This is a genomic window from Anoxybacillus sp. FSL W8-1294 (assembly GCF_037965005.1).
Lineage (GTDB): Bacteria > Bacillota > Bacilli > Bacillales > Anoxybacillaceae > Anoxybacillus > Anoxybacillus flavithermus_G.
Genome location: NZ_CP150179.1, coordinates 2,041,792 through 2,063,255 on the forward strand (window position 1 = coordinate 2,041,792; position 21,464 = coordinate 2,063,255).

General features: G+C 40.5%; 17 protein-coding genes and 7 pseudogenes. 5 read left to right on the forward strand and 19 right to left on the reverse strand.

The genetic code is table 11. From position 1 onward, the window contains the following. Window positions 1-145 precede the first annotated feature (145 nt). From NSQ23_RS10880 to NSQ23_RS10890, 3 genes and pseudogenes are all read right to left on the reverse strand, one after another. Window positions 146-756: pseudogene (locus NSQ23_RS10880) on the reverse strand (helix-turn-helix domain-containing protein); the annotation flags it as partial. A gap of 117 nt (window positions 757-873) precedes the next feature. After that, entirely contained in the window at window positions 874-3,012 is a 2,139-nt protein-coding gene (locus NSQ23_RS10885) for a heavy metal translocating P-type ATPase (protein ID WP_339170720.1), read from the reverse strand. Further along, window positions 3,005-3,373: a metalloregulator ArsR/SmtB family transcription factor gene (locus NSQ23_RS10890; RefSeq protein ID WP_012875087.1), complete on the reverse strand. Its 369-nt coding sequence runs from the start codon at window positions 3,371-3,373 to the stop codon at window positions 3,005-3,007. The genes NSQ23_RS10885 and NSQ23_RS10890 overlap by 8 nt, the downstream gene beginning before the upstream one ends. Before the next feature lie 361 nt (window positions 3,374-3,734). Here NSQ23_RS10890 and NSQ23_RS10895 point away from each other — a divergent pair, with 361 nt between their 5' ends. Then, window positions 3,735-3,890 (forward strand): hypothetical protein, encoded by a 156-nt coding sequence (locus tag NSQ23_RS10895; protein WP_155116435.1) that lies wholly within the window; start codon window positions 3,735-3,737, stop codon window positions 3,888-3,890. A gap of 80 nt (window positions 3,891-3,970) precedes the next feature. On the opposite strand, the pseudogene NSQ23_RS10900 reads toward NSQ23_RS10895, so the two are convergent. Then, a pseudogene (locus NSQ23_RS10900) lies at window positions 3,971-4,537 on the reverse strand (IS982 family transposase); the annotation flags it as partial. 145 nt (window positions 4,538-4,682) lie between these two features. Here NSQ23_RS10900 and NSQ23_RS10905 point away from each other — a divergent pair. Then, the gene (locus NSQ23_RS10905; protein ID WP_025950780.1) at window positions 4,683-5,060 is read left to right on the forward strand and encodes a hypothetical protein; all 378 of its coding nucleotides are present in this window, start codon (window positions 4,683-4,685) and stop codon (window positions 5,058-5,060) included. A gap of 69 nt (window positions 5,061-5,129) precedes the next feature. Here NSQ23_RS10905 and NSQ23_RS10910 read toward each other — a convergent pair. Both NSQ23_RS10910 and NSQ23_RS10915 read right to left on the reverse strand, forming a co-directional pair. After that, window positions 5,130-5,883, reverse strand: a pseudogene (locus NSQ23_RS10910) (transposase). 124 nt (window positions 5,884-6,007) lie between these two features. After that, entirely contained in the window at window positions 6,008-6,442 is a 435-nt protein-coding gene (locus NSQ23_RS10915) for a hypothetical protein (RefSeq protein WP_153126382.1), read from the reverse strand. A 432-nt stretch (window positions 6,443-6,874) separates the two neighbouring features. Here NSQ23_RS10915 and NSQ23_RS10920 point away from each other — a divergent pair, with 432 nt between their 5' ends. Beyond that, window positions 6,875-8,104, forward strand: a complete 1,230-nt coding sequence (locus NSQ23_RS10920) for an IS110 family transposase (protein WP_339170721.1) — start codon at window positions 6,875-6,877, stop codon at window positions 8,102-8,104. Window positions 8,105-8,254: 150 nt separating this feature from the next. Here NSQ23_RS10920 and NSQ23_RS10925 read toward each other — a convergent pair whose 3' ends face one another. Continuing rightward, a complete protein-coding gene (locus NSQ23_RS10925) occupies window positions 8,255-9,208 on the reverse strand; it encodes an RHS repeat-associated core domain-containing protein (protein ID WP_339170722.1) in 954 nt (317 codons plus the stop codon). A 2-nt stretch (window positions 9,209-9,210) separates the two neighbouring features. Between NSQ23_RS10925 and NSQ23_RS10930 the strand changes: the two are divergent. After that, window positions 9,211-9,348, forward strand: a pseudogene (locus NSQ23_RS10930) (helix-turn-helix transcriptional regulator); the annotation flags it as partial. 333 nt (window positions 9,349-9,681) lie between these two features. Here NSQ23_RS10930 and NSQ23_RS10935 read toward each other — a convergent pair. The 8 genes and pseudogenes from NSQ23_RS10935 to NSQ23_RS10970 form a co-directional block, all read right to left on the reverse strand. Continuing rightward, a complete protein-coding gene (locus tag NSQ23_RS10935) occupies window positions 9,682-10,077 on the reverse strand; it encodes a hypothetical protein (protein WP_339170724.1) in 396 nt (131 codons plus the stop codon). A gap of 12 nt (window positions 10,078-10,089) precedes the next feature. After that, a pseudogene (locus NSQ23_RS10940) lies at window positions 10,090-10,407 on the reverse strand (transposase); the annotation flags it as partial. A 118-nt stretch (window positions 10,408-10,525) separates the two neighbouring features. Next, window positions 10,526-10,783, reverse strand: a pseudogene (locus tag NSQ23_RS10945) (transposase family protein); the annotation flags it as partial. A gap of 916 nt (window positions 10,784-11,699) precedes the next feature. Continuing rightward, a complete protein-coding gene (locus NSQ23_RS10950; protein WP_339170725.1) occupies window positions 11,700-12,122 on the reverse strand; it encodes an NUDIX domain-containing protein in 423 nt (140 codons plus the stop codon). A gap of 524 nt (window positions 12,123-12,646) precedes the next feature. Next, window positions 12,647-13,875 (reverse strand): IS3 family transposase gene (locus NSQ23_RS10955; RefSeq protein ID WP_339170726.1). Its coding sequence is split into 2 segments (ribosomal slippage): window positions 12,647-13,587 and window positions 13,587-13,875, totalling 1,230 coding nucleotides; the frame shifts between segments, so codons are not numbered across the junction. A gap of 105 nt (window positions 13,876-13,980) precedes the next feature. Beyond that, a complete protein-coding gene (locus NSQ23_RS10960; protein WP_339170727.1) occupies window positions 13,981-14,229 on the reverse strand; it encodes a hypothetical protein in 249 nt (82 codons plus the stop codon). Then, window positions 14,222-14,431 carry a hypothetical protein gene (locus NSQ23_RS10965; protein ID WP_339170729.1) on the reverse strand — a complete coding sequence of 70 codons (210 nt, stop codon included), beginning with the start codon at window positions 14,429-14,431 and terminating at the stop codon, window positions 14,222-14,224. Before NSQ23_RS10965 ends, NSQ23_RS10960 begins: the two co-directional genes overlap by 8 nt. 452 nt (window positions 14,432-14,883) lie before the next feature. Next, complete coding sequence (locus NSQ23_RS10970) at window positions 14,884-15,222, reverse strand: anti sigma factor C-terminal domain-containing protein (RefSeq protein WP_339170730.1); 339 nt, start codon at window positions 15,220-15,222, stop codon at window positions 14,884-14,886. A 16-nt stretch (window positions 15,223-15,238) separates the two neighbouring features. Between NSQ23_RS10970 and NSQ23_RS10975 the strand changes: the two genes are divergently transcribed. Next, window positions 15,239-16,612, forward strand: a complete 1,374-nt coding sequence (locus tag NSQ23_RS10975; protein ID WP_339174395.1) for an IS1380 family transposase — start codon at window positions 15,239-15,241, stop codon at window positions 16,610-16,612. 201 nt (window positions 16,613-16,813) lie between these two features. On the opposite strand, the gene NSQ23_RS10980 is transcribed toward NSQ23_RS10975, so the two are convergent. The 4 genes and pseudogenes from NSQ23_RS10980 to NSQ23_RS10995 form a co-directional block, all read right to left on the reverse strand. Further along, window positions 16,814-17,707, reverse strand: coding sequence for a CPBP family intramembrane glutamic endopeptidase (locus NSQ23_RS10980; protein ID WP_339170732.1), 894 nt, complete (start codon window positions 17,705-17,707; stop codon window positions 16,814-16,816). A gap of 588 nt (window positions 17,708-18,295) precedes the next feature. Then, window positions 18,296-19,295: pseudogene (locus NSQ23_RS10985) on the reverse strand (ISL3 family transposase); the annotation flags it as partial. Between the two features lie 10 nt (window positions 19,296-19,305). Beyond that, a complete protein-coding gene (locus tag NSQ23_RS10990) occupies window positions 19,306-20,223 on the reverse strand; it encodes an Rpn family recombination-promoting nuclease/putative transposase (RefSeq protein WP_339170733.1) in 918 nt (305 codons plus the stop codon). Between the two features lie 541 nt (window positions 20,224-20,764). Beyond that, the gene (locus NSQ23_RS10995) at window positions 20,765-21,316 is read right to left on the reverse strand and encodes an isochorismatase family cysteine hydrolase (RefSeq protein WP_014195912.1); all 552 of its coding nucleotides are present in this window, start codon (window positions 21,314-21,316) and stop codon (window positions 20,765-20,767) included. Window positions 21,317-21,464 lie beyond the last annotated feature (148 nt).

Genomic DNA, 21,464 nt, shown 5'->3' on the forward strand with positions numbered 1-21,464 from the left:
ACCCACCACGCTTGTTTAACCTTGCACGACAGAGGAACGGGCTGGAGAAGCACCCGAACGTGTCATGACATCTATAACGTAGGCTCTGTTTCAAGCCTTGGTCTGGTCAACATGGGGCTTACAAGCCCATGACTTTAGTCATTGGGTTGTTGACGACATACTGAACGGAACGAGATACATGAGCCAATGCACGCCCAATGGCTTCCTCGTTCTTTCCTGCTTCCATGGCATACACTTCCCCCGTTTCGGCATCCATGATCGCCACTCCGTTGTCATGCCCTTTTCGAAAAGCAAACTCATCGACACAAACCGCCTTTGGTTGGACGTCATTCGATAGGAAGGAGCATGGGTATAAAACCAGCGTTCAACGGTCGTGTAAGGAAGCTTGAGCATACGAGCCACCGCCTGAATGGATGTTCCGATGCAAGATTGCGCGACCCATCGCTGAAACGCATCCGTCGCCACACTTCGCGGAGAGATGGCTGGATACGACGTGCTGAACGTCACGCCGCACGTACGACAACGTCTGCGCTCGACAGGAAGTTCGATCAAAAAAATTCCAATTCGCTGAGCATAGCCATGCATCCATTGCTTCTTTTTTCCTGTCATTTTGATCGTGCGCTTCAAGCAGACAGGACATAACGGGCATTGTTCGGGCAAAGAAAGTTCGAAAATCCAACGTTCCCCTTCTTTTCGCACCTTTTGAATCAAAACATCTGGTAAATCGATGAGTTCTTTGATAAACTGAGAGTACATGCGAATTTCCCTCCATGGTTTGGTTTGGTCACCTTTACCATACAGGAAAATTCGCATTTTTTGTACCCTCTATGCACACCTACCTTAAATGATCAAGTACAACTTGTGGTGAAGAGCCTATTCTTTAACTTTTAGCAATCGCATGCTGTTTAATGTTACGATTAATGTTGCTCCCATATCCGCAAATATCGCTAACCATAGCGTTAACCAACCAGGCACAATTAACAGTAATGCCAATGCCTTAATCCCTAAAGAGAAAGTAATGTTTTGCTTAATAATCGCTAAAGCTTTGCGGCTCAATTTAATCGTATATGGCAATTTGCTTAAATCATCAGACATTAAGACAATATCGGCTGTTTCTAGGGCTGTATCGGTTCCAGCACCACCCATTGCCACACCAACGGTTGAAGCTGCAAGAGCTGGTGCATCGTTCACACCATCTCCAACCATCGCAACACTTCGATACTTGTCGCGAAGCTCTTTGATGAAATTCAGTTTATCTTCTGGAAGTAAATCGGCTTTAATATCGGAAACCCCGACTTGTTTTCCGATGGCTTCGGCTGTTCTTTGGTTATCTCCCGTCAGCATCACCGTTTTTTCAATACCGACTTGATGAAGTTTTCGAATAACCTCTTTGGATGATTCTCTTATTTCGTCTGCCACGGCAATTAACGCCAGAATTTCTTTTTCCGTCCCTAATGCCATGACCGTTTTCCCTTGTGTTTGAAGGGTTGTAATTTGTTCTTTTATTTTTGATTGGATGCCATTTGGAAGAAGTTCTTCAAAAAGACCTGGACTTCCGACATAATACATTTCGTTATTTACTTTGGCTTTGACCCCTTTACCGGTAATGGATTGGAATTCTTCAACCGATACATCATTAAAATTCAATCCATCTTCTTCTGCTTTTCTTATAATGGCGGAAGCAAGTGGATGTTGTGAGCCTTTTTCAATGGCTGCTGTAATGGTCATTAGTTCATTTTCATTGCCATTATAAGTGACCACATCGGTGACGGAAGGAATACCTTTTGTTAATGTTCCTGTTTTATCAAAAGCAATCACTTTTAAGTTTCCTGCTTCCTCTAAATAAATACCACCTTTAATTAACACACCGTTTTTCGCTGCATTTCCAATGGCAGTTACAATCGAAACAGGCGTGGAAATAACCAGCGCACACGGACAACCAACCACTAATACAGCTAGACCTCGATAAATCCATTCGCTCCAATCAGCACCCATAAATAATGGCGGAATAACGGCTAGTAAAAGAGCAAAAATGATAATGGCTGGTGTATAGTATTTGGCAAAACGATCTACAAACGCTTGAGAAGGTGCTCGTTCTGCTTGAGCTTCTTCCACTAAATGGATGATTTTCGAAAGAGTTGTATCTTCCACTCGTTTTGTAACTTTTACTTCCAATAACCCTTCTTCATTCAATGTTCCTGCAAAGACTTCATCACCGACTGTTTTGGTTACTGGAACACTTTCTCCCGTAATGGCAGCCTGATTTAGCGTAGATGTACCCTTGATGACGATTCCATCCATCGCTAATTTCTGACCAGGCTTTACGATCATAATATCTCCGACTTGAATATCGTCAACAGGGACCATCATTTCTTCATTTCCTCGACGAATTAATGCTTCTTTTGGAGCAATATCCATCAACGATTCAATGGATTGACGAGCTTTATCCATGGAATAACGCTCTAAGGCTTCACTAATGGCGAATAGAATAACAACCGTTGCACCTTCTCCCCATTCACCAATCGCTGCAGCTCCTAAAATCGCCACTGTCATCAGCGTATTCATATCAAAATTCAATCGAACTAGGTTTTTGAACCCTTTTATAAATAACGAATATCCACCGATTAAAATTGCTGCAGCATATCCAATTGTCGCAAAGATATGCTCTTCTCCGTATTGCATCCCTAGAAACCAACTGATCACAAGCAAAACGGCGGAAATGTACACTTTAATATTCTCTTTTTGCTTCCAAAAAGGTTCACGCTTGACTGCTTTTTCTTTATCTTCCCGAATCTTTAAGTTTTCAAAAGCTCCTGCTTTTTCTAATTCTTCGATGGTTGTTGTACCCCAAACGGTAATTTTAGATGCTCCAAAGTTTACTTTAGCATCTTGAACACCTGGCAATGCTTTTACGTTATTTTCAAACTTTGCTGCACAGTTTGCACAAGTAAATCCTTGAACACGGTAGGTTTTCGCTTCTGATTTAGATAATTTTGCTTGTTGTTCAGACACGGACTTTCACCTCTTTATCATGTACTAACGCAATCATGATTAACTGCTTAATATGGTCATCATCCAGCGAATAAAATGCTAGCTTTCCTTCTTTTCGATACTTTACAATCCCTTGTTTATAAAGGGTGCGTAAATGATGGGAAGTTGTTGCAACAGAAGCCCCAATGATATTGGCAATATCACATACACATAACTCTTCATCTTGGCAAAGTGAATAGGCAATTTTTGCCCTATTTTCATCTGCCAGTGCTTTAAACAACAGGACAACACTGGATATATCTTCTTTTTGCAATTCCCCTTGTATTCGATTGACTTTTTCTTCGTCATAACAATAAATTTCACATGTATCTTTCTTACTCATTCATTATCCCCCTTTCATATTCAAATTTCCGTTTGAATATATTATACCCCATTTCTTTTATTATTCAAACATTTATTTGAATGAAAAACAAAAAAGAATTGGATGTAAAAAATCAACCTAATATTTACCAGGTAGTTCATTTAATTAGCTACATCAAAAAATTCTATTAGCTAAAAACAATAAACCTCATTATCCGCAAAAAGATAATGAGGTTTACTATTTCTTAACCAAAGAATAGTACAACTTTCGATGAAGATCCAAATTTAAAATAAAATAGACAAAAAGTAGGATATGTTTTATTAAGAGGAAAAATATAACTATGTGTTATAATATGATAAACATCTGTTTTGGGGGGAAGATTGTGAAAGTATCTTTGGGGTTACTAATATTTTGGTGTCTTCTTTCAGGGTTAATTTTATATGTAATAATTGAAACAGCAGTTAGAAGAGCTATAGATAGCTCTAGATTAACTGAAAAAATAGATAAAATTTTAAATGAAAAGAACAAAAGAGATTAAAGTTCTGATTGATAATTCCCTACGTATCTGTACTTGAGCAAATTTACTAACATAAAACCCGTGGTGCTATATAAATCAATCATGACGGTTTCAGCTGCAGTTCGATCGTGACAGGACGCCTCCGTTACCACGTATCCCACGGGCAGTCCTTGGTTGGTCACCTGAAGATGGAGCTTAAATCCGTAGTACCACTGCTTTTTGGACGCACAAAGTCCAATGTCCGCGATTCCTTGAAGTCGTTTGACTCGATACATTCTTGCGGTATGGCACAACTCGAGCGGCATGCTATCTACTACCGCATAGGCGTGGTGTTGTCCACGTTTGGCTAGCTCATGGCGGATCCATTTGATCGCAAAGCGCAGCGCTCGACAACGGCGATTGTATCGAGAACGTTCGAGAAAATGTCCATCCGTAAACAAGTTCCCAGTCACAAAGCGATGCCATGCACGTTCGGAAGAGAAGCCAAGCAGCTTTCCTAAAAGATGAATAGCAATGATCACCGCATCTTCTTGTTTCACCAAATGACGATTGCGACGTTGAAGATAGAATGGAATTTGTGACAGCTGGGCAGAAACAAAAAAGAAAATGGCTGCATATTGTTTTTGAATCTTTGCCTGATCTGTAGCAAAATGAAAGTGCTCTTGCATGGGGATTCTCCTTTCGAATGTTGGATAGCACTTTCATTCTACAGGAGATCCACAAGCAAGGGCTATTTTTATGCTTACTCGATTTTATCTAGCACCACGGGTACTAATATATAAGCATACTTTTTCGGAAAGAGGGGAAAATCAAATGAAATTGAAGTTAATACCTTTTGTAGTTCTTTTAATAATTACAATCTTATTAACAGGATGTAACGAGGAAAAAAATAAGAAAAAGTATGATTCAGCAATTAATCAAGTGATTACTTTAGAAAATAAATACTTACAAAAAGAGAAAATATTTTCTGATACCCAAATTTTAAAAAGAGAAGACACAGGTATTATTGTTTTTAAAGACGGAAAATTTATTGAGCTCATATATGATGTTTCAGGAAAACAAATTGAATCCTTATATAAGAGAGATATAGATAATAACTATAAACGTTACCCAAACACAAAAGAAGAACTAGAAAAAGTGGATAAAGATCTTAAAATAATTGATTACACAGAAAATATAGGATTAAAGTAACTATTCACCCCGATAGTAGTATGTAAAGAAGCGCAACACAAATAGGGCATCCCCGTAATAGAAAATGCCCTAAGTGGTAGAAAGAACACGATCGAGCGTTTCGCCTGTCAACAGAAGACATAACGAATCCCACACGTTTTTTTCGTGTTTCGTCAGTGTGGGAATGATGCTTCTTGTGATGCAAAAAGACTGGGCGAATATTTCTTCGCGAAATGTACCCGAAATGTTCTCTTTGACTTTAACCATGCGAAGATCGCGTTCGGCTTGGTTGTTGTCAAAGGGAACATGCACTTCGCGTAAGAAACGCAACGCTTCTTCCTTTCGTTTTTGAAGGCGTCGAACAAAAGCGAGTGCTTTTTTCGGAAGAGGCGTCTTCGCTTCCAATCGGTGTTGTGCTCTTTCTAGGATGCGATCATACACTCGTTCCCACCGTCTCGCTTCTTCTTCGGAAAGCGCACCGTGATGAGCTTCGACAGCCTGTTTGGCGGCTAACAGAAACGTCGTCATGCGCATCGCCCACGTATGCCCTTGTTCGATGAAGCCCTTCAATTCACGCAAATTTGTTGCCAGATGGCTTGCGAGAAGAATGGGTGTGAAAACGGTCAGAAGATGGGGGCAAATGGCTATTGGAGCTGTTTTTTTTCGTGCGTGCTTCCAACTCTTGAACGCGGTACTTGAGTTGTTCATTTTCTTTGCGCAGCTGTTTGTTTTCTGTCAACAGTTGCTCAATGACTTGTTGTTGGTGAGCAATGAGTTTTTTCTGTTGTTGGACTTTGCTGATTAAGCTTTCAACTGTAAATACAGCTTGTTGTACCGTCAACATGCGATTCACCTCCTTGTCTATCAATATTCACATCATGGACAGGAAAAGCAAAAAATATTCAGCTCACTTTATGATGTGGCTGAATAGTTACTATCAATAATGTAATAACCGTTTTTCTAATTCTCTATAGTTTTTCTATTGAAAATACTAATTTATCGAAATCTGTTTCAAAACCATAATCATTACAATAATAAATTATTTTATTATCTTTTTCTTCAAGTATCATTCCCGATGTTAATAATTGCGATTGACGTCCCTTACCTTTATCCCAAATATTATACACACTTAACAAACCCTCGGAAGAAACACACTTGCACAGAACTTCTTTTGGAGCAGTATCTTCCCATAATTCGATACTTTTTGATTTTAATCCATTAACTTCAATATATCCTTCTCCTACATCTATCCCTAATCTAACTCCCTGTCTATTTTTCGAATTCTTACTAATAAATGTTAATTTTATTGTTTGTTCATTATCAATTTTTAAAACATCCCACATAACTACATTGTTTCTTCCTTCAAATTCATCATTGTATATACGTTTTTTACCAAATTTCATTTATCTTTCTCCTCGTATAGTATGTTTAGAAAGATTTTTAAATCGAATTTCCAGTTGGATATGCTCCTTGACAATCGCATATGTGTAAGTGATTTGCCCACGGGGGAGGGGCGCGCCCCTCCCCCGTGGATGGCACTACATCGGGGTTGGACTTTTCGCGATGTTCTTGGATAATGGTCTTAGGATCATCGGGGACACTCTTCTCTCTCCTGTAGCTTTGACTACTTAGAAAGTCTGTCTCCCCGGCTCCTGTTCGGACTTCTAACCCGCAGGCTGTTCCCGTTGGTTTCCCATGCTGGAAGGAGCAGCTTCCAGGCAGCCCATGGCCCAACGTGAGTTCTCATATGCGAGGGTGACTGGTCAACAGGCGCGGTCCGGGGGCATCCCGAAGAGTCCCAACCCCACGATCCTACTACGATTGGAGGTGATCTCATGAAACTCTACGTCGGGATTGACGTGAGCTCAACGGACTTATACACGTGTATCATGGATCAAGAAGGAAACACGTGCGCCCAATTCAAGGTGGACAATCATCTCCTTGGCGCGACCTTCCTTCGCGATCAAATCCTCCTGTGGGCCAACAAGCGCCAACCATCCGAAATTCTCATCGGGATGGAAGCCACTTCGGTCTACAGCTGGCATCCAGCGATGTTTTTCCACCAACAGGAGGAGCTGAAGTCTTGGAATGTCAAGGTGTTTACCATCAATCCAAAGCTCATTCGCAAATTTAAAGAAGCGTACACTGACTTGGATAAAACGGACGGCATCGATGCGTGGATCATCGCCGATCGGCTTCGCTTTGGCCGTTTGAAAGTGACAGCTGTCATGCAAGAACAGTTTATCGCCCTTCAACGGCTCACGCGCATGCGCTATCATCTCGTCCATCAGCTGACTCGGGAAAAGCAGTACTTCCTCCAACACTTGTTTTACAAGTGCAGTTCCTTTACCCAAGAGGTGGACAGCTCCGTGTTCGGACATGCCATCTTAGAGCTTCTTCTCGAGTCGTTTAGCTTAGACGAAATCAGTCAGATGGACGTGCAACAGCTCGCTGACTTCTTGCGCCAAAAAGGACGCAATCGCTTTGCCGATCCGGAATGCATCGCCAAGTCCATTCAAAAGGCGGCTCGTTCGTCGTATCGGCTTTCCAAATGTGTCGAGGATTCCATCGACTTGCTTTTAGGGCTATCAATTCAATCCATCCGTAGCCTTCAAGCGCAAATTAAAGAGCTAGATAAAGCGATTACTCGCCATTTGGAAGGCATCCCAAATACGTTACAAACGATTCCCGGCATTGGTCCGGTCTACGCCGCTGGCATCTTAGCCGAAATTGGACAAATCGAGCGCTTTGACAACCAAGCCGCCTTAGCAAAGTATGCAGGTTTGACTTGGTCTAAGCACCAGTCCGGTCGGTTCCAAGCCGAGGAGACTTCCCTCATTCGTTCCGGCAATCGCTATCTCCGTTACTACCTAGTGGAGGCTGCCAACTCGGTACAACGGCATGATGCGTCGTTTCGCACCTATTACCGGAAGAAGTATGAGGAAGTACCAAAGCACCAACACAAACGAGCCCTCGTCCTCACCGCTCGAAAACTCGTGCGTGTGATCGATGCGCTGCTACGCAACGGTCAAATCTACACGCCAAGAAAGGGGGAAGATCGATAGGGGTATCGATCTAACTGATTTTGCATTAAAACCCAGTTAATGACATAAGACAAGACTGGGCTTCTTAAGTATTGCCTTTTTTCGGGTCATCGGACAATCGAATTTCCAATTTCGATGATTTTTCACCTTGACATATTACCGCAGGACTTTCTATGGACGTGGTCCTTTATAATGTCTAAATGGGTCAATATCAGCATGCTCCCATGGCCACACTTCTTGTAAGTTGTTTATATTATGAGGGTCAGGTATATTCCTACCATTAATGTGATGTAATTCCTTCGGTACATTTAATTTTGGATGTAAAGGTGCTTTCCCTTTCTTCATTCGTGCTAAATTTTGTGCTGAATATTCTCCTTCATCTGCTTCATTAGCAACATTCTTCCAATACCTACTTTTTACTGTACTCCATGAAGGATAATTACCTTTCTTTGTTAATTTATTTATAGGGTCTCCTACTTTCCAACTTTTACCCGTACCCTTAGACCTTAAATTTATTCCTATATTATCTCCGGCAACAGGCTTATTAAGTTTAGCTACACCCTTAGATTTGACAGTCCGATTCTTCACCCGATGCGCAGCCTTTTTTGTCTTATGGTAGGATCGGCTGACTTTGGCTTTCGTCTTTAACTTCGCCTTCCGCATCTTTTTAATCGATGCCGCAGCGAATTTCCTCGACTTCTTCATCTTCTTGCCGTATTTTACGGCTTTTACGCCCCATTTGACGGCTCCCGCACCTGGGATGAAGTTGCTCGCAAGGCTCGCGGCGGCTCCAGCTTTATGGTACCACTTCGATTTCGAGCTTTTCAATGTCCGAATATCGTCGCCAATTGCGAAGTCATATCCTTTCTTCGCCCATTTTTTCGTTGCTTTCCATCCGCGCTGCAGCCATTTCGGCAAGTGGCCGTCCGGGTCGATGTTGTTGACTGGGTCTCCATCGGCGTACAAGTAACGGTTCAGCGAAGTTGGTTCGTCTTCTTCTCCTTCATATTCATCCGGTACAATGAAGCGGCCTGTTTTTGGATCATAATCGCGCCAGCCCATTAAATACATATCTGTATCTTGATCGAAGAATACGATGTTCGACAGGTTCCAGGCACGTGCCACGAGCTCGACTTACAGGGCTGCGCCCGAACACCATCAGCCATCTTTGTTCAGACAACGTGGACAGAGTTTATCTCTCAACATTAGAAAAAGTGTGCAAAGTGCTAGACATCGACATCCAGGAGTTAATCGAGGTGGAGTAATCCTCTCGCTATAGTAATCGGTGGTAGCGAAGAAAAAGTTGCGAAAAAAATTTTTATAAAATGGTGGGAAAACAAGGGTAAGGTTTTTGGCGATAAAAACGGTAGTAACTGATAATTTTTCAGTGGGTTATATTTGATGAAAATTATAAAATAGGCCATCTTTTTTATACACATTTTGTGCGTACAAGATAACTCTAAAAATTATCATATAGAAATTGAATAGATTACATGCACAAATTGTATCACTAGCAGCTCGTTCGGCACCACGTCACTAGTAGAAAACCCTCAAAAGAGAATTTATATTCCCCTTTTGAGGGTTAATTCAATGATATTTTACTTCAATCCTATTCTTACTTCACCGTCATGAAATATCTCAATAACATATCCTGAAGATGGTGAAAATATCCATGTATCAAAACTTACAGCAGTAACATCATCTATAACTTCAAATACTTTATTTAACTCAGATTGAATTATAGGTAATGTCCCTTCATCCCAAATTACATATATAACGTTGCTGTATTCATCAATGTTTTGGTTCAAAAAGGAGATGATCTCATCAACTGTATTCACTTTAGCATGATAAGTCACTTTCTCCCATTCAATACGCCCCCACTCAGTAAATGGAAAAGAATTCTCAAAATCTCTTAGTACTTGCTCTCCCTCACTATCAGATAAGACGTGTACATTCTCACCTAGTGCTTCAATACACTCATCAAATAAACTCATTCAAATTCCCCCTTATCTATTCAAATGTTTTAATAAAGATTTAAAGGTGCTTTCGTTACCCTCAAATGGAATAACGATTTTTCGAGCATTAGCCTCTTTACCATTTCGAAAATCTTCAATGTTTATATGTGTCCCCTTATTTGGGTCATAATCTAATCTCCATCTTACTTTTCCGTCAGCAGACTGCCTACCAATTACTTTACCATATCCAGCACTTGACTTAAGAGTTCCTATATATGGATTTGAATTTGGTCCTAAATCTCCAACTAGGTCTAGTGCTTTATTTCTAGCCTGTTCATATGTCTTGACTTTATCTAATACTTGTTCCCCTTTACCAATACCCTTAGTTTAACTTCTAAATCTCGATTCTAGTAAACTCTTTTATCACCTACGGTTACACAATTTACAATTTATGTAACACTTATGAACAGTGCCTGGCACTGTTCGCTAAAGAGGCAGAAAACACTTGGGAACAATTCCGGCACCGATAGCGCTTTATCTTGACGAACAAGTACACCGGCTGATGGAAAATCGCCAAATCCCGTACTTTTCTTGTCCGTTTGTCGTGGACAGAGGAAGTGGCAAACCCACAATGAGGGCAACGTTCCTGTGTCTCTGTTTTCTCTACATGAATCGCATAACCATAGGAAAGAAGTTCGTGTTTAATCACTTTAAATTCTGGCAATCCTAGTGATATAGAAAGCACTTACGAGACCTCCCTAATGTTGATTTCACCGCTAACATTATTGCCAGGATCTCGTCAGTGCTTTCCCTTTTTTATCACTAAATCACAAAATTTGGTGATGAACCAAGATATCTTGCATCATCCGTTCCCCATCAAATGCTTGCCGTTTCGTACAAACCGCGTATAGAATCTTCAATAGCTTGCCACATAACACAACGATCGATTACGAACAGTGCCTGGCACCTTTTGAATAAACATTCTTAAAATGAAAGCAAGATCTAAGCACAAGTCTTTAAAGTCGGAAAACACATCTGATGTCAGTAAATCCTCCATCCCTTCATATTCTGGAAGCTTCCCGTGTATCTCAGCGATTGTTATGCATCATCACCATCTTATATACATTTTGCTTTAGGGTTGTTGATACCAACTATAGAAAATGAATGAGTACCAGCATATTAGAAAGATAAGCCATATCGCATTTCCCAAAACACCAATTTTTAAAACCATATCTTCTGATTGTTTTTTAGAAAGTTTTCCCCAAATGAATCCAATTGTAGCGGTTGGAATAATAATAAATAAATTTAACCCTTCAGAAGAAATAAACATAAGGGTCGAGATTACTAATAGTAATAATGGAACTATATTCAACAAAATGCCTCCCCTTTTTAATCAATTTGTTTTATTTCCTTTCTCGTTTTTAATATCACCTCTCAGCTTGTCACGTATATTGGCGTACAAAAGTAAATTCATAATAAAATAAATTGTTGTCCCTGTGACCAACGGATACTCAATTGTTTGGAAGAGAACCCAAGTAAATTTGATCTTCCACTAATAAATCAGGGGTATATAGCATTTACTGTCCTCCATGTAAATTTTGGGCAAACTTAACAAACCTTCTTGTTTGGATAGTGCGGTCCGCGGATCTTAAATCTCTGCTCTATACCCATTCTTCCAACAAAAACACTTTATTTCTTTCAAAGTCGTGAAGAATGGCTGGAGTCAGCAGTTCACGCACTCTCTCTTTAGTCGACCAGCAATAATCGATATGCTCTTCCGAAAGAACGACTTCATGATGATCACTTTTGCATAAGTATGTAAGAATGACTACTTGTCGCGTGGCGTGCGTTTGGAACGTCGTCGCATATAAAATCCGCTCTGCTGTCACATCCAATCCGACTTCTTCCTGAATTTCGCGCAACAACGCCGCTTCTAAATCTTCCCCAAAGTGTATTTTTCCTCCGGCTAACTCCCATGTTCCCCCGCCCACTTCGTCATCATTAGCGCGTTGTACAATTAATACTTTTCCTTCGTGTAAAATAAACCCTTTCAAAACTACAACCATTTCATTTAAACCTGTCATTTCAAGCACCTTTCCTCATTATGAAATTATGAATATAACACGGTTGCCCTCGCTCGATTAACGAATTAAGAAGAATCACCTTTATGGTTGTTGAAACCAACTATAAAATATATACCAGCACATTAAAAAGACAAGCCATACCGCGTTTCCATAAATCCTTACTTTCAAAACCATATCTTTTACTTGCTTTTTAGAAAACCTCCCCAAATCAATCCGATTGCGGCGGTTGAGATAATAAGAAAAGTGACATTTTACAAACTAATTTCATTTTTGTATCTATAGAATAATCTAAATGTTCTAGTAAAATATATCAAGATAAATTTGGGATATTTGGTATTTGTTTTATATGTATGCATCTATGTCTTTTGCAACACGTTCCTATATTGAAAAAGGACAGCCTTAATTTGGACTGTCCTTTTCACTTTTGCGGATTGACCCCCTAAATTTGGACACATCCTATCTTATTTTAGGTTATTCTCAAAATTTCTCATTTTTTCTTGGCAAGAAGACAAAATCCTCTTGCCTTATACGCGAACTTCTTTGATGATTAACGATTCCGTTTGCGCTTTTTTGTAAAATTCATGCGGTGGAAGATCGAGAATACTCGAATGAATCCTTCGCTCGTTATAAAATTTCATGTACTCCATCACGGCTTGATAAGCTTCTTCATAGCTGTCAAACGCCATTCTTCCTAGACATTCCTCCTCCAGTAAACGATAAAACGCTTCAATATGCGCATTCATATTCGGCGTCCGTGATGGAATCCGTTCATGTTCGATTCCAAATCGCTCACAGGCAGCTTCAAAGGCATGAGAAATAAATTGCGGGCCGTTGTCTGTCCGAATCACAGGTTTATTTGCCTGTTCAAATTGCTGACGCTTGAATAACGCTCTTTGAAGCGTCTTTACGGCATCGCTTCCTGAACAACTCAGCCCAATATGGTAATCAATCACCGAACGGTCGTACACATCGATGAGCGACAAAACAAAGAAAAAGCGTTCTTCTCCTTCGATACATCCATATTTCACATCCATTTCCCATAACTGATTCGAGCCTGTAATAATGCGATTTCGAGCGAGTTTCTTCGGATATTGAATCCGTTTCTCTCGCTGCGGACGTAGTAAATCCATCGCTTTACACAATCGATATACTTTTTTCTTACTGATCACAAGCTGATGGTCTCTTCTTAACTGAATGGTCAGCTTGCGATATCCGTAGGCAAATCCTTCTCCCATCACAAGCTCAGAGAGCCATTCTTGGATTTGTTCGTCTGGCACTTTTTCGCCAGTTGCCGTTAGAGAGTAGCCGGGTGTTGGACGTCCCCCACCTACTGTTTTCTTCTCGACTTCTCCGTTCTGCTGATAATAGTAGGTTGAGCGATTGATTTCTAGAATCTCCAATACTTTTGTAATCGGATATCCTTTCTTGATCCACTGCTCGGCTACTTCCAATTTTTCAGTAAGTGAGGGTTCTTCTTTTTTATCAAATCACGCAAAATCGCGATTTCTAAATCTTTTTCCCCTAATAGCTTCTTGAACTGCTCGTTTTCTTCCTCCAGCCGTTTGATTTCAGCTGAAGAGGGAGAGGAAACCATTTCTTGTCCTAGTTTTCCTTCTTCATATGCCTTCACCCATCTTTGCACAAGATTCGGGCTAAGCTCGTATCTTCTAGCTACCAATGCTTTATTTCCAACTTCTAATGCTTCTTTCACCACTTGTAGCTTAAATTCCTTCGAATGTTTTCTTCGTTTCATGTATATCAAAAGCCCCCTTCATTTGGTCACTTCGATTATAAAAAACACCTTATCGAGTGTCTAAATTCATTAGGGGGCTAATGAGATAACACCAAGTGTTTACTATCACTCAATCACTATATTCCCTACATATTGAGCACTTCCACTATCGGTACGAAGGTCTACCTCAATTAGATACTCTCCTTTTTCTTTAGGGAAATAAAAATTACGGTTTTTATCAAGTTTCAATTCCATCTTTTTATCCTTCTGCCATAGCCAAACCCTTAAGTCTAAGACCTTAAAATCTTCACTGTCAAAAAGTATTAGACCTTCTTGACCTGACTTCACACTCACTTGTTTTTGTTTTCTAGCCAAGGATGGAATATCTTTCGTTTCTTTTTTTGTAATGTTTATCGGAATTCCAATTTATATTCGCTTCTTTTAATTGAATTGATTGAATACCATATTCGATATCGAGTGAAACGCTAGGAGGTGTAAAATCATAGTGCTCTCCAATACATCCTGTTAAAGAAAAAGCGAAAAACAATCCAATAAATAACTTAAAAAGTCCTTTCAAATCTGTTCCTCCTTATATTTCTCTAATAATAAGTACTTGTTATCGGGTAAACTCCATAAAAATATATTCAATAGACGTTGATGGAAACATGAATTTTAACATAGAAATTGGCAAGTGTTTTAACATGTGAATTTGCAATGTGACAGTTTGTGATTTCCATGAGTTTTCTTATGGCTGATAGTTAATGCCTATTCCAAACAAAATCATTCCCATACAAGATACGATTAGGATGAAGTGAAGGATGCCGCCTAAATAAGAGTAGAATCGATCTTGTTTTATGAGACCAAGCAAGCATATGAGCATTCCGAACAATGAAATCCAAATGTAACTGATATCAAAAACAGGGATCTCCGCTATAATTTGTACATTTAACAAAATAAGCAAAAATATAGCCACCAATGTATTTAGTATATTGATTCTTACCATTCTCATTTTCGACTATTCCCCCTTTGCTATGGCAAATTGATCTGACCTAATCGAATCACGTTGACTTCTTTCATCTTTTCTAGGGACAAAACATCTTCGGCGGTTCCTGTAATAGCGATTCCGTAAACCTTTAATTCTTTATGTTTTTTTACCCATTTTAGTCGCTCGGCCATTTTTAAGTCTTTGTATTCTGTTAGCTGTGTTGCCCATTTTTCGTTTTTGTTCAATAGCTCGAGCCCTTTGACTACTTCTTCGTAATCAGTAAACGAACGATTGAATATAGACCTGAATCCGTGACAAAACATCTTTACAATGGTCGCAAACCGTTGATACGATAAGGGAAAACGACGTTGACGATTCTTCATCAAGTAGGTGAATGTGATGAAAGATTTCCCGATTCGGTTTGTATTGACAGATGAAGCGATTACTCCAAGTGCTGGGCTTGCTCTCGTGGGCTACTTACTGCACCAAACGAAGCTGGATAAACGAGTAAACGCCCTTCGGCTCCCAACGGTTCGTCGAGATGTGCACATTTCCCATAGCGACGTCATTCGCTCGATGATCGGCTTGCTTGCCACAGGAAAAACGGATTTTGATCATATCGAAGCGTATCGTCAGGACGATATCTTTTCGACATCAATGGGTATTCAGCACGTGCCTTCCTCCCCAACGTTGCGACAGCGTCTCGATCAGCTCGCTTGTCTTCCGATGACCGAAACCATCATTTGGGAGGAATCGATGCGTCTGTTGGTTCGACAACACGCTACCTTGTCCCCTTGTTGGGCGAAAGGGAAAACGACATGGCTTCCCCTTGATATAGATGCTTCCCCATTTGACAACTCCGATACGAAGAAAGAAGGAGTGAGTCGAACGTATAAAGGATTTGACGGTTTTACGCCGTTGTTTGCGTACGCAGGGAAGGAAGGGTATATCGTTCATGCCGAGCTGCGTCCAGGGAAACAACATGTACAAGACAACATGCCTTCGTTTTTAACTACCGCCATCCGTCGAGCTCGTCCGCTGACCTCGTCTCGTCTGCTTGTCCGCATGGATGCAGGAAACGATGCGGAAGCGAATGTGCACGTATGTCTAAAGGAAGACGTGGACTTTGTCATCAAGCGAAACTTACGCCGAGAATCGAAAGCGCTTTGGTTCCAGATCGCTTCGCAAAAGGGCAGACGCATCGATGATGGACAAACCGAAGGAGTACAAACGTATGAGTTATGCCTTCCACAGACAGCAGCAATTGATGGACACACGTATACGTACGTTCAAGTCACCCAAGTGACGGAACGAACGATGGAACGAAATGGACAGCTGATGCTCGTTCCTGATTACGAAGTCGAAAGCTACTGGGTGCGCCTCGAAGGATACGAGCATGTTCGAATGAGTGATGTGCTCGCATTGTATCACGATCATGCGACATGCGAACAGTTTCATAGCGAACTGAAAAGCGACTTAGATTTAGAGCGACTTCCATCAGGGAAGATGAAAACGAATGCGCTCGTGTTAGTCATGGGAGCATTCGTGTACAACCTTCTTCGTCTGATTGGACAAGATCTATTAAGCGATCCGAGACATCCATTACATCATAAAGTGAAACGCCGCCGCATCAAGACGATCATTCAGACGGTGATCACGATGGCAGGTCGACTCGTCCGCCGATCACGACAGATCTGGATGAAACTGACGCGAAGGAGTGGCTATAGCGAGCCCCTTCTGAACATTTACATAAAATGGAGAGAAGGAGCATAACGAACGATTGTTCGCAATTCTGTACTCATCCTAACCCTCTGTCCTTTTTTGTTTTTTCTTTGGTTTATATACCTAAAAAAGATATTTATTTCATTTCTGAGAGTGAAGATGACATCTGTTTTAAACATAAAAAGGGAATGGTGGATCACGTATCCATAAAACCAGCAAAAAAGTCAAAGTCGATGTCAATCCATCACGGATTCAGGAATCAATTAAACCATGAATAAAAATAGACACATATAGGTTACTCGTTCTAAGATAAGCAAGTACAAAAAATATACCAAGTACGAAGGTTTGAATCAAATAATCCCATGCCATTCCTAACTCTAATAATTTAGGTAAGTGACTCATACTAAAATAAGCCTGTGATATCATTAAAGAAATGAAAATGCTCCACTCTTTGTTTAATGAAAATTTACTTAAAAAAAGCGAATAAAGTTGAATAAACATAAACCCCCGCATGGAAAACTCCTCGGGTAATCCCACACCAAAAATATACGCGAAATAATTGCCAAGCCATTCTGCCGGCATGATGTGATCATAGCTAAATACCCAAACAACTTTATTCGCCAAAAAATAAACAACTACAAATTGTGTGAGCTGAACCAAAATCCAAATAAAAAAAAATATTGCGATACCGTTTATCAAGCTCAATGCATGGAATAGCTCTAACCTTCTAATATTTAACTTGCCAAACAACTTTATGCTTATTAAAAGCAGAATAAAGCTAACAGCACCAATCACCAGAACTGGTTGAATAAAATGAAACGTTTTGTTTTTGAGATATTGGGTTATGTAAAAAATTTCTTTTCTACAAATTACGATTGTTATTGTGATAAAGAATTCAACTATGGCGATAACAAGTAATCCGATAAAAGAAGAGGTCTCTGACGGTTTACTGATCGGAAGCTTCTTAATAGCTAATACCATTAAAATTATCTGTAATAACAATAAAACATTAATGATCGTGTCCATATTGTATAAAGGAATAAATTTAAAAATATAGGGGCCAATAAAGAAAAAAATGCAACAAACGCCTACTAAACTATAAAAAATTAGCTTCTTTTGGAGTTGGAAAGGTTTCTTTTTTTCCATTACCAAAATAATATTTAATATTACTAGTAAAACCACAAATATAAATTCATCTTTGAGTACGAGTGTTTTCCGATTCTCTATGAACAATTCTACTAAGCTATATGCAATACGTGTAAAGAAAAAAGAACATATTAAGATTATGAATAAAAAACTAATGAAAAAAATAGTGAAGTTTTTTATATTTATTTTTCTTTGCAGGTGAGTCACTATTCATCACTTCCTCTATTGTATAAAAATTCCACAATTGAGGTTCTATTACTTTCTGTTCATTTCTTTAGGAGCAATATCGACTAAATGTGCCAATGTTATTTATAATAGAGGACGAATCACTGAGTAACATTATATAGAATAAGTAGTTTATATATCTAAAATGATACATATATTCCACTTTTGAATTTTGGGTCTTCACCATTTTCTGTGATTTCTACTCAATCCTAGATACATGTTAGCTGGATGAAATAGGTTCATCAGTCAGGATCCTTCTTCCGCATACAGACCACGAAGTTGGTAGAATGGAAACAGTCAAGTGCTTTCCTTGACGGGTTCCATTCTACCGACTATCATACCGATAGCGGAAGAAGGGAGCGCTTAAGCAGCCTGACTACCTGTAGTGTTCCCTGTACACCCCAGAAATACACGCAAACGAAACCGTTCTAGATTTCGATAGCCATATGCCCGGCGTTCGATGTTTTTGATCTTGTGATTCGTCCCCTCAATTCGGGCATTCGTATATGGGCACAAAAAGTAGGAAAGAATAGGCTCCTTCCACCTTTCAAGCGTGTTGGCTGCTTCCTGAAAAGAAGCAAAAGGGCTCTGTTTAGCTAACTTAATCCATTCTTCCAAGCGTTCCTTTGCTTCGTTATATCCATCGGTTCGGTAAAAATCCCGAAACAACTCTTTCAGATAATAAGCAATGGAAAGTACCGGATACTCCTCCAAGATATCGTCTAATCGACGCCGTTGGTCCTTACGAAGCTTTTCACAGCCTTTTAAGAGAAGATATCGAGCCTTTTTCAATGGAGAACATTCCTTTCTTGCTTGATCCAAGGCTTGGGTCACTTTTTGAACCACATGGTACTTATCGATGACAATCGAAGCAGATGGAAACAGGGCGCGAACCGCCTTATGATAAGGTTCCCACATGTCCAGAATCACCGTTTGGACCATTTCTTTCGACAGGATATTTTAGCTCAACAAGTGGATGGCGGAGTCACATTGGCGATCGGCATGCATTCCCATGACCGACATCCATCAATACAGTTTCATACTGATGTCCCTTTTTTACAGCGATTTCATCTAAACTAAGCACCATTCCTTCTTGAGAAGATGCTTCTATCGCTGTTTGACGCTCTTTTGCTTTTTTTGATGCGATGGAGTAATAAATGCGTTCCAATGTTGTATATGGGATGCGGTGCTTTCGGCTAACCTCTTGAATGGTGGAGCCTTCACAAAGTTCATACAAGTGCTCACAAAATCGATTGGTATAGTGTTGATTTGGTTGAATCGATTCCAAAGAGGCGGAAAACACTTGAGAACAATTCCAGCATCGATAGCGCTTTATCTTCACGAACAAGTACACCGTTTGATGACACCGTTCGCTAATCTCCCAACCGTTCCCGTACTTCCTCCTCTGTCATGTCGAGAATATGGGCAACGTCTGCTATACTCATTCCTTTTTCGACCATTTTTCGAATCGTTTCATTTTTCCCTTCTTCTCGACCTTGTTCTAACCCTTTTTTCAATCCTTCTTGTCTCCCTTCTTCCCGACTGCCGCGAATGTTTGAGAGTTGATCAAGGAGCCATTTCAGCCGCATTTCGTACGCGTAGCGGTTTTCGGGATCGACGCTTAAGTTTTGCCATTCTTCTAGCGCCTCTAAAATGTCTTGTTCTGTCATGGCTATTCCCTCCAATTCACGAAACATCTCTTCATCCATTTTTTTCGTTCGTCCATCGACAGCCGACAACATCGTTAGCCATGGCCATTCCGGTGACTGTTTCACTTCTCTCCGATATTTCTTCCATTTTACCATAAATTGTGACAAGTCGAGTACATGAAATTCAAGGTGATGGCTCCAAAGAAACTGTTCTTCGTCTTCACGAATGTGAAAAACGGTATGGAAGCGATCTGTTTCATGTGGGAAAAGGGGATAATTTAAGATGGCGATCATAATCGTTGGAGGGAGGATGTCGTACCGTTCTCCTTTCGATAGTGAAGATGAAAACAACCTTGCCCAGTAATACAATAGCCGTTCGGGCATACCGTATTGTGGGATGATTTGAATTTCAACGTGAATGCGCTCGCCGCGGTTTGTGCGAACGATGACATCTAACCGTCCAGTCTTACCGTCTTCTGTTTCTTTCGTTAGTTCGGTGTTTTCAAACTGTACGTCGATGATGCGATCATCTCCAGTCCGATGTAACAACGCATTTAAAAACGCCATCGTGATTGACTTTCTGCTTGGGTGGCCGAACAGTTGTTTAAACATAAAATCCATTTTTAAATCGAGGTATTGCATACAAATCATCCTTTCGTAGAATATAAGGGACAATTTGATTAAAATCGGGAAATAAGGGAAATGCAAAAGTAGAAAATTGAATTTTGTGGAAAATTTTTATGACAAATGGGGTAAAAAAGCGGGAGGATGAACCGTTTTTTAGGTTGAAAATTTAATTTTTGAAGGGAGAGAGTGATTAAAAGATAAAATAAATTCCAACTGTTTAAATTCAGCCCACTTGATCATGTGGCTGAATAGTTACAAAGTGTTTATTCTTCGCTGGACCATATCTTTGGAAACGAATAAAACGGAAAAGAGAAGAAGTTTTGATTAAAGTCTCAGATGACTAGATATCATCCACATCCATTTCAGGGGAAAGCCATTGTCGCTTTGCCTTTTTTCTTTTTAATCAAAGAAAAGGAAGACAAAAGAAAAGCCCCACAGAGATTTCTCTCCGCAGAGCTTTTCGACATACTTCGGGCGGTGACAGTGGAGTGAGCCTTACTGCGCCGCCGAATGGAGAAAAAGAACGTTGACCGTCTATTCTATCATGTTTTCTCCATTATTCCACTATTTCTGCGCCTAGCGTATGGCGAAAATGGCGGAGCGCCCATTCGTGTCCCGCCGCGTCGAAGCTCGCGACCGCCCGCCGGTGGACGACGATGCGAAAGCCTTTATTATATGCATCGACCGCCGTATGGAGGACGCAAATATCGGTGCAGCAGCCGACCAAATGCACTTCCGTGATGCCTCTCTCGCGCAATTTCAGCTCCAAATCGGTCCCGGCGAACGCGCTGTAGCGCGTTTTGTCCATCCAGTAGACGTTGTCTTTATGCTTATTTGCTTGATACACCTCTTCGAGCTCCCCGTACAGCTTTCGGCCCTCCGTCCCTTCAATGTTATGCGGCGGAAACAGCTTCGTTTCCGGATGGTAGTGATCTCCCGCCACATGTTTGTCAATGGCGAAGACAACAAAATCTCCACGATCGATAAACTGTTTCGTCACCCGTACAAGTTCTTCTTCAATCGCCTGCCCCGGCTTCCCGCATGTGAGCGCGCCGTGATCGGCGATAAAATCGACGGTGTAGTCGATGTTAATGAGTGCCCTCTTCATGAAAATCCCTCCTGCGTGTTTGTCTAACAAACGGGTCTTGCTGTACATTGGTATTATGTCAAGAAAATAGACACGTAAAATCGAGAAAAATTTTAAAACCCTACTACCGCACTTCGTTTGGTGGCCTCTTGAGAAGGAGAACGGTTTG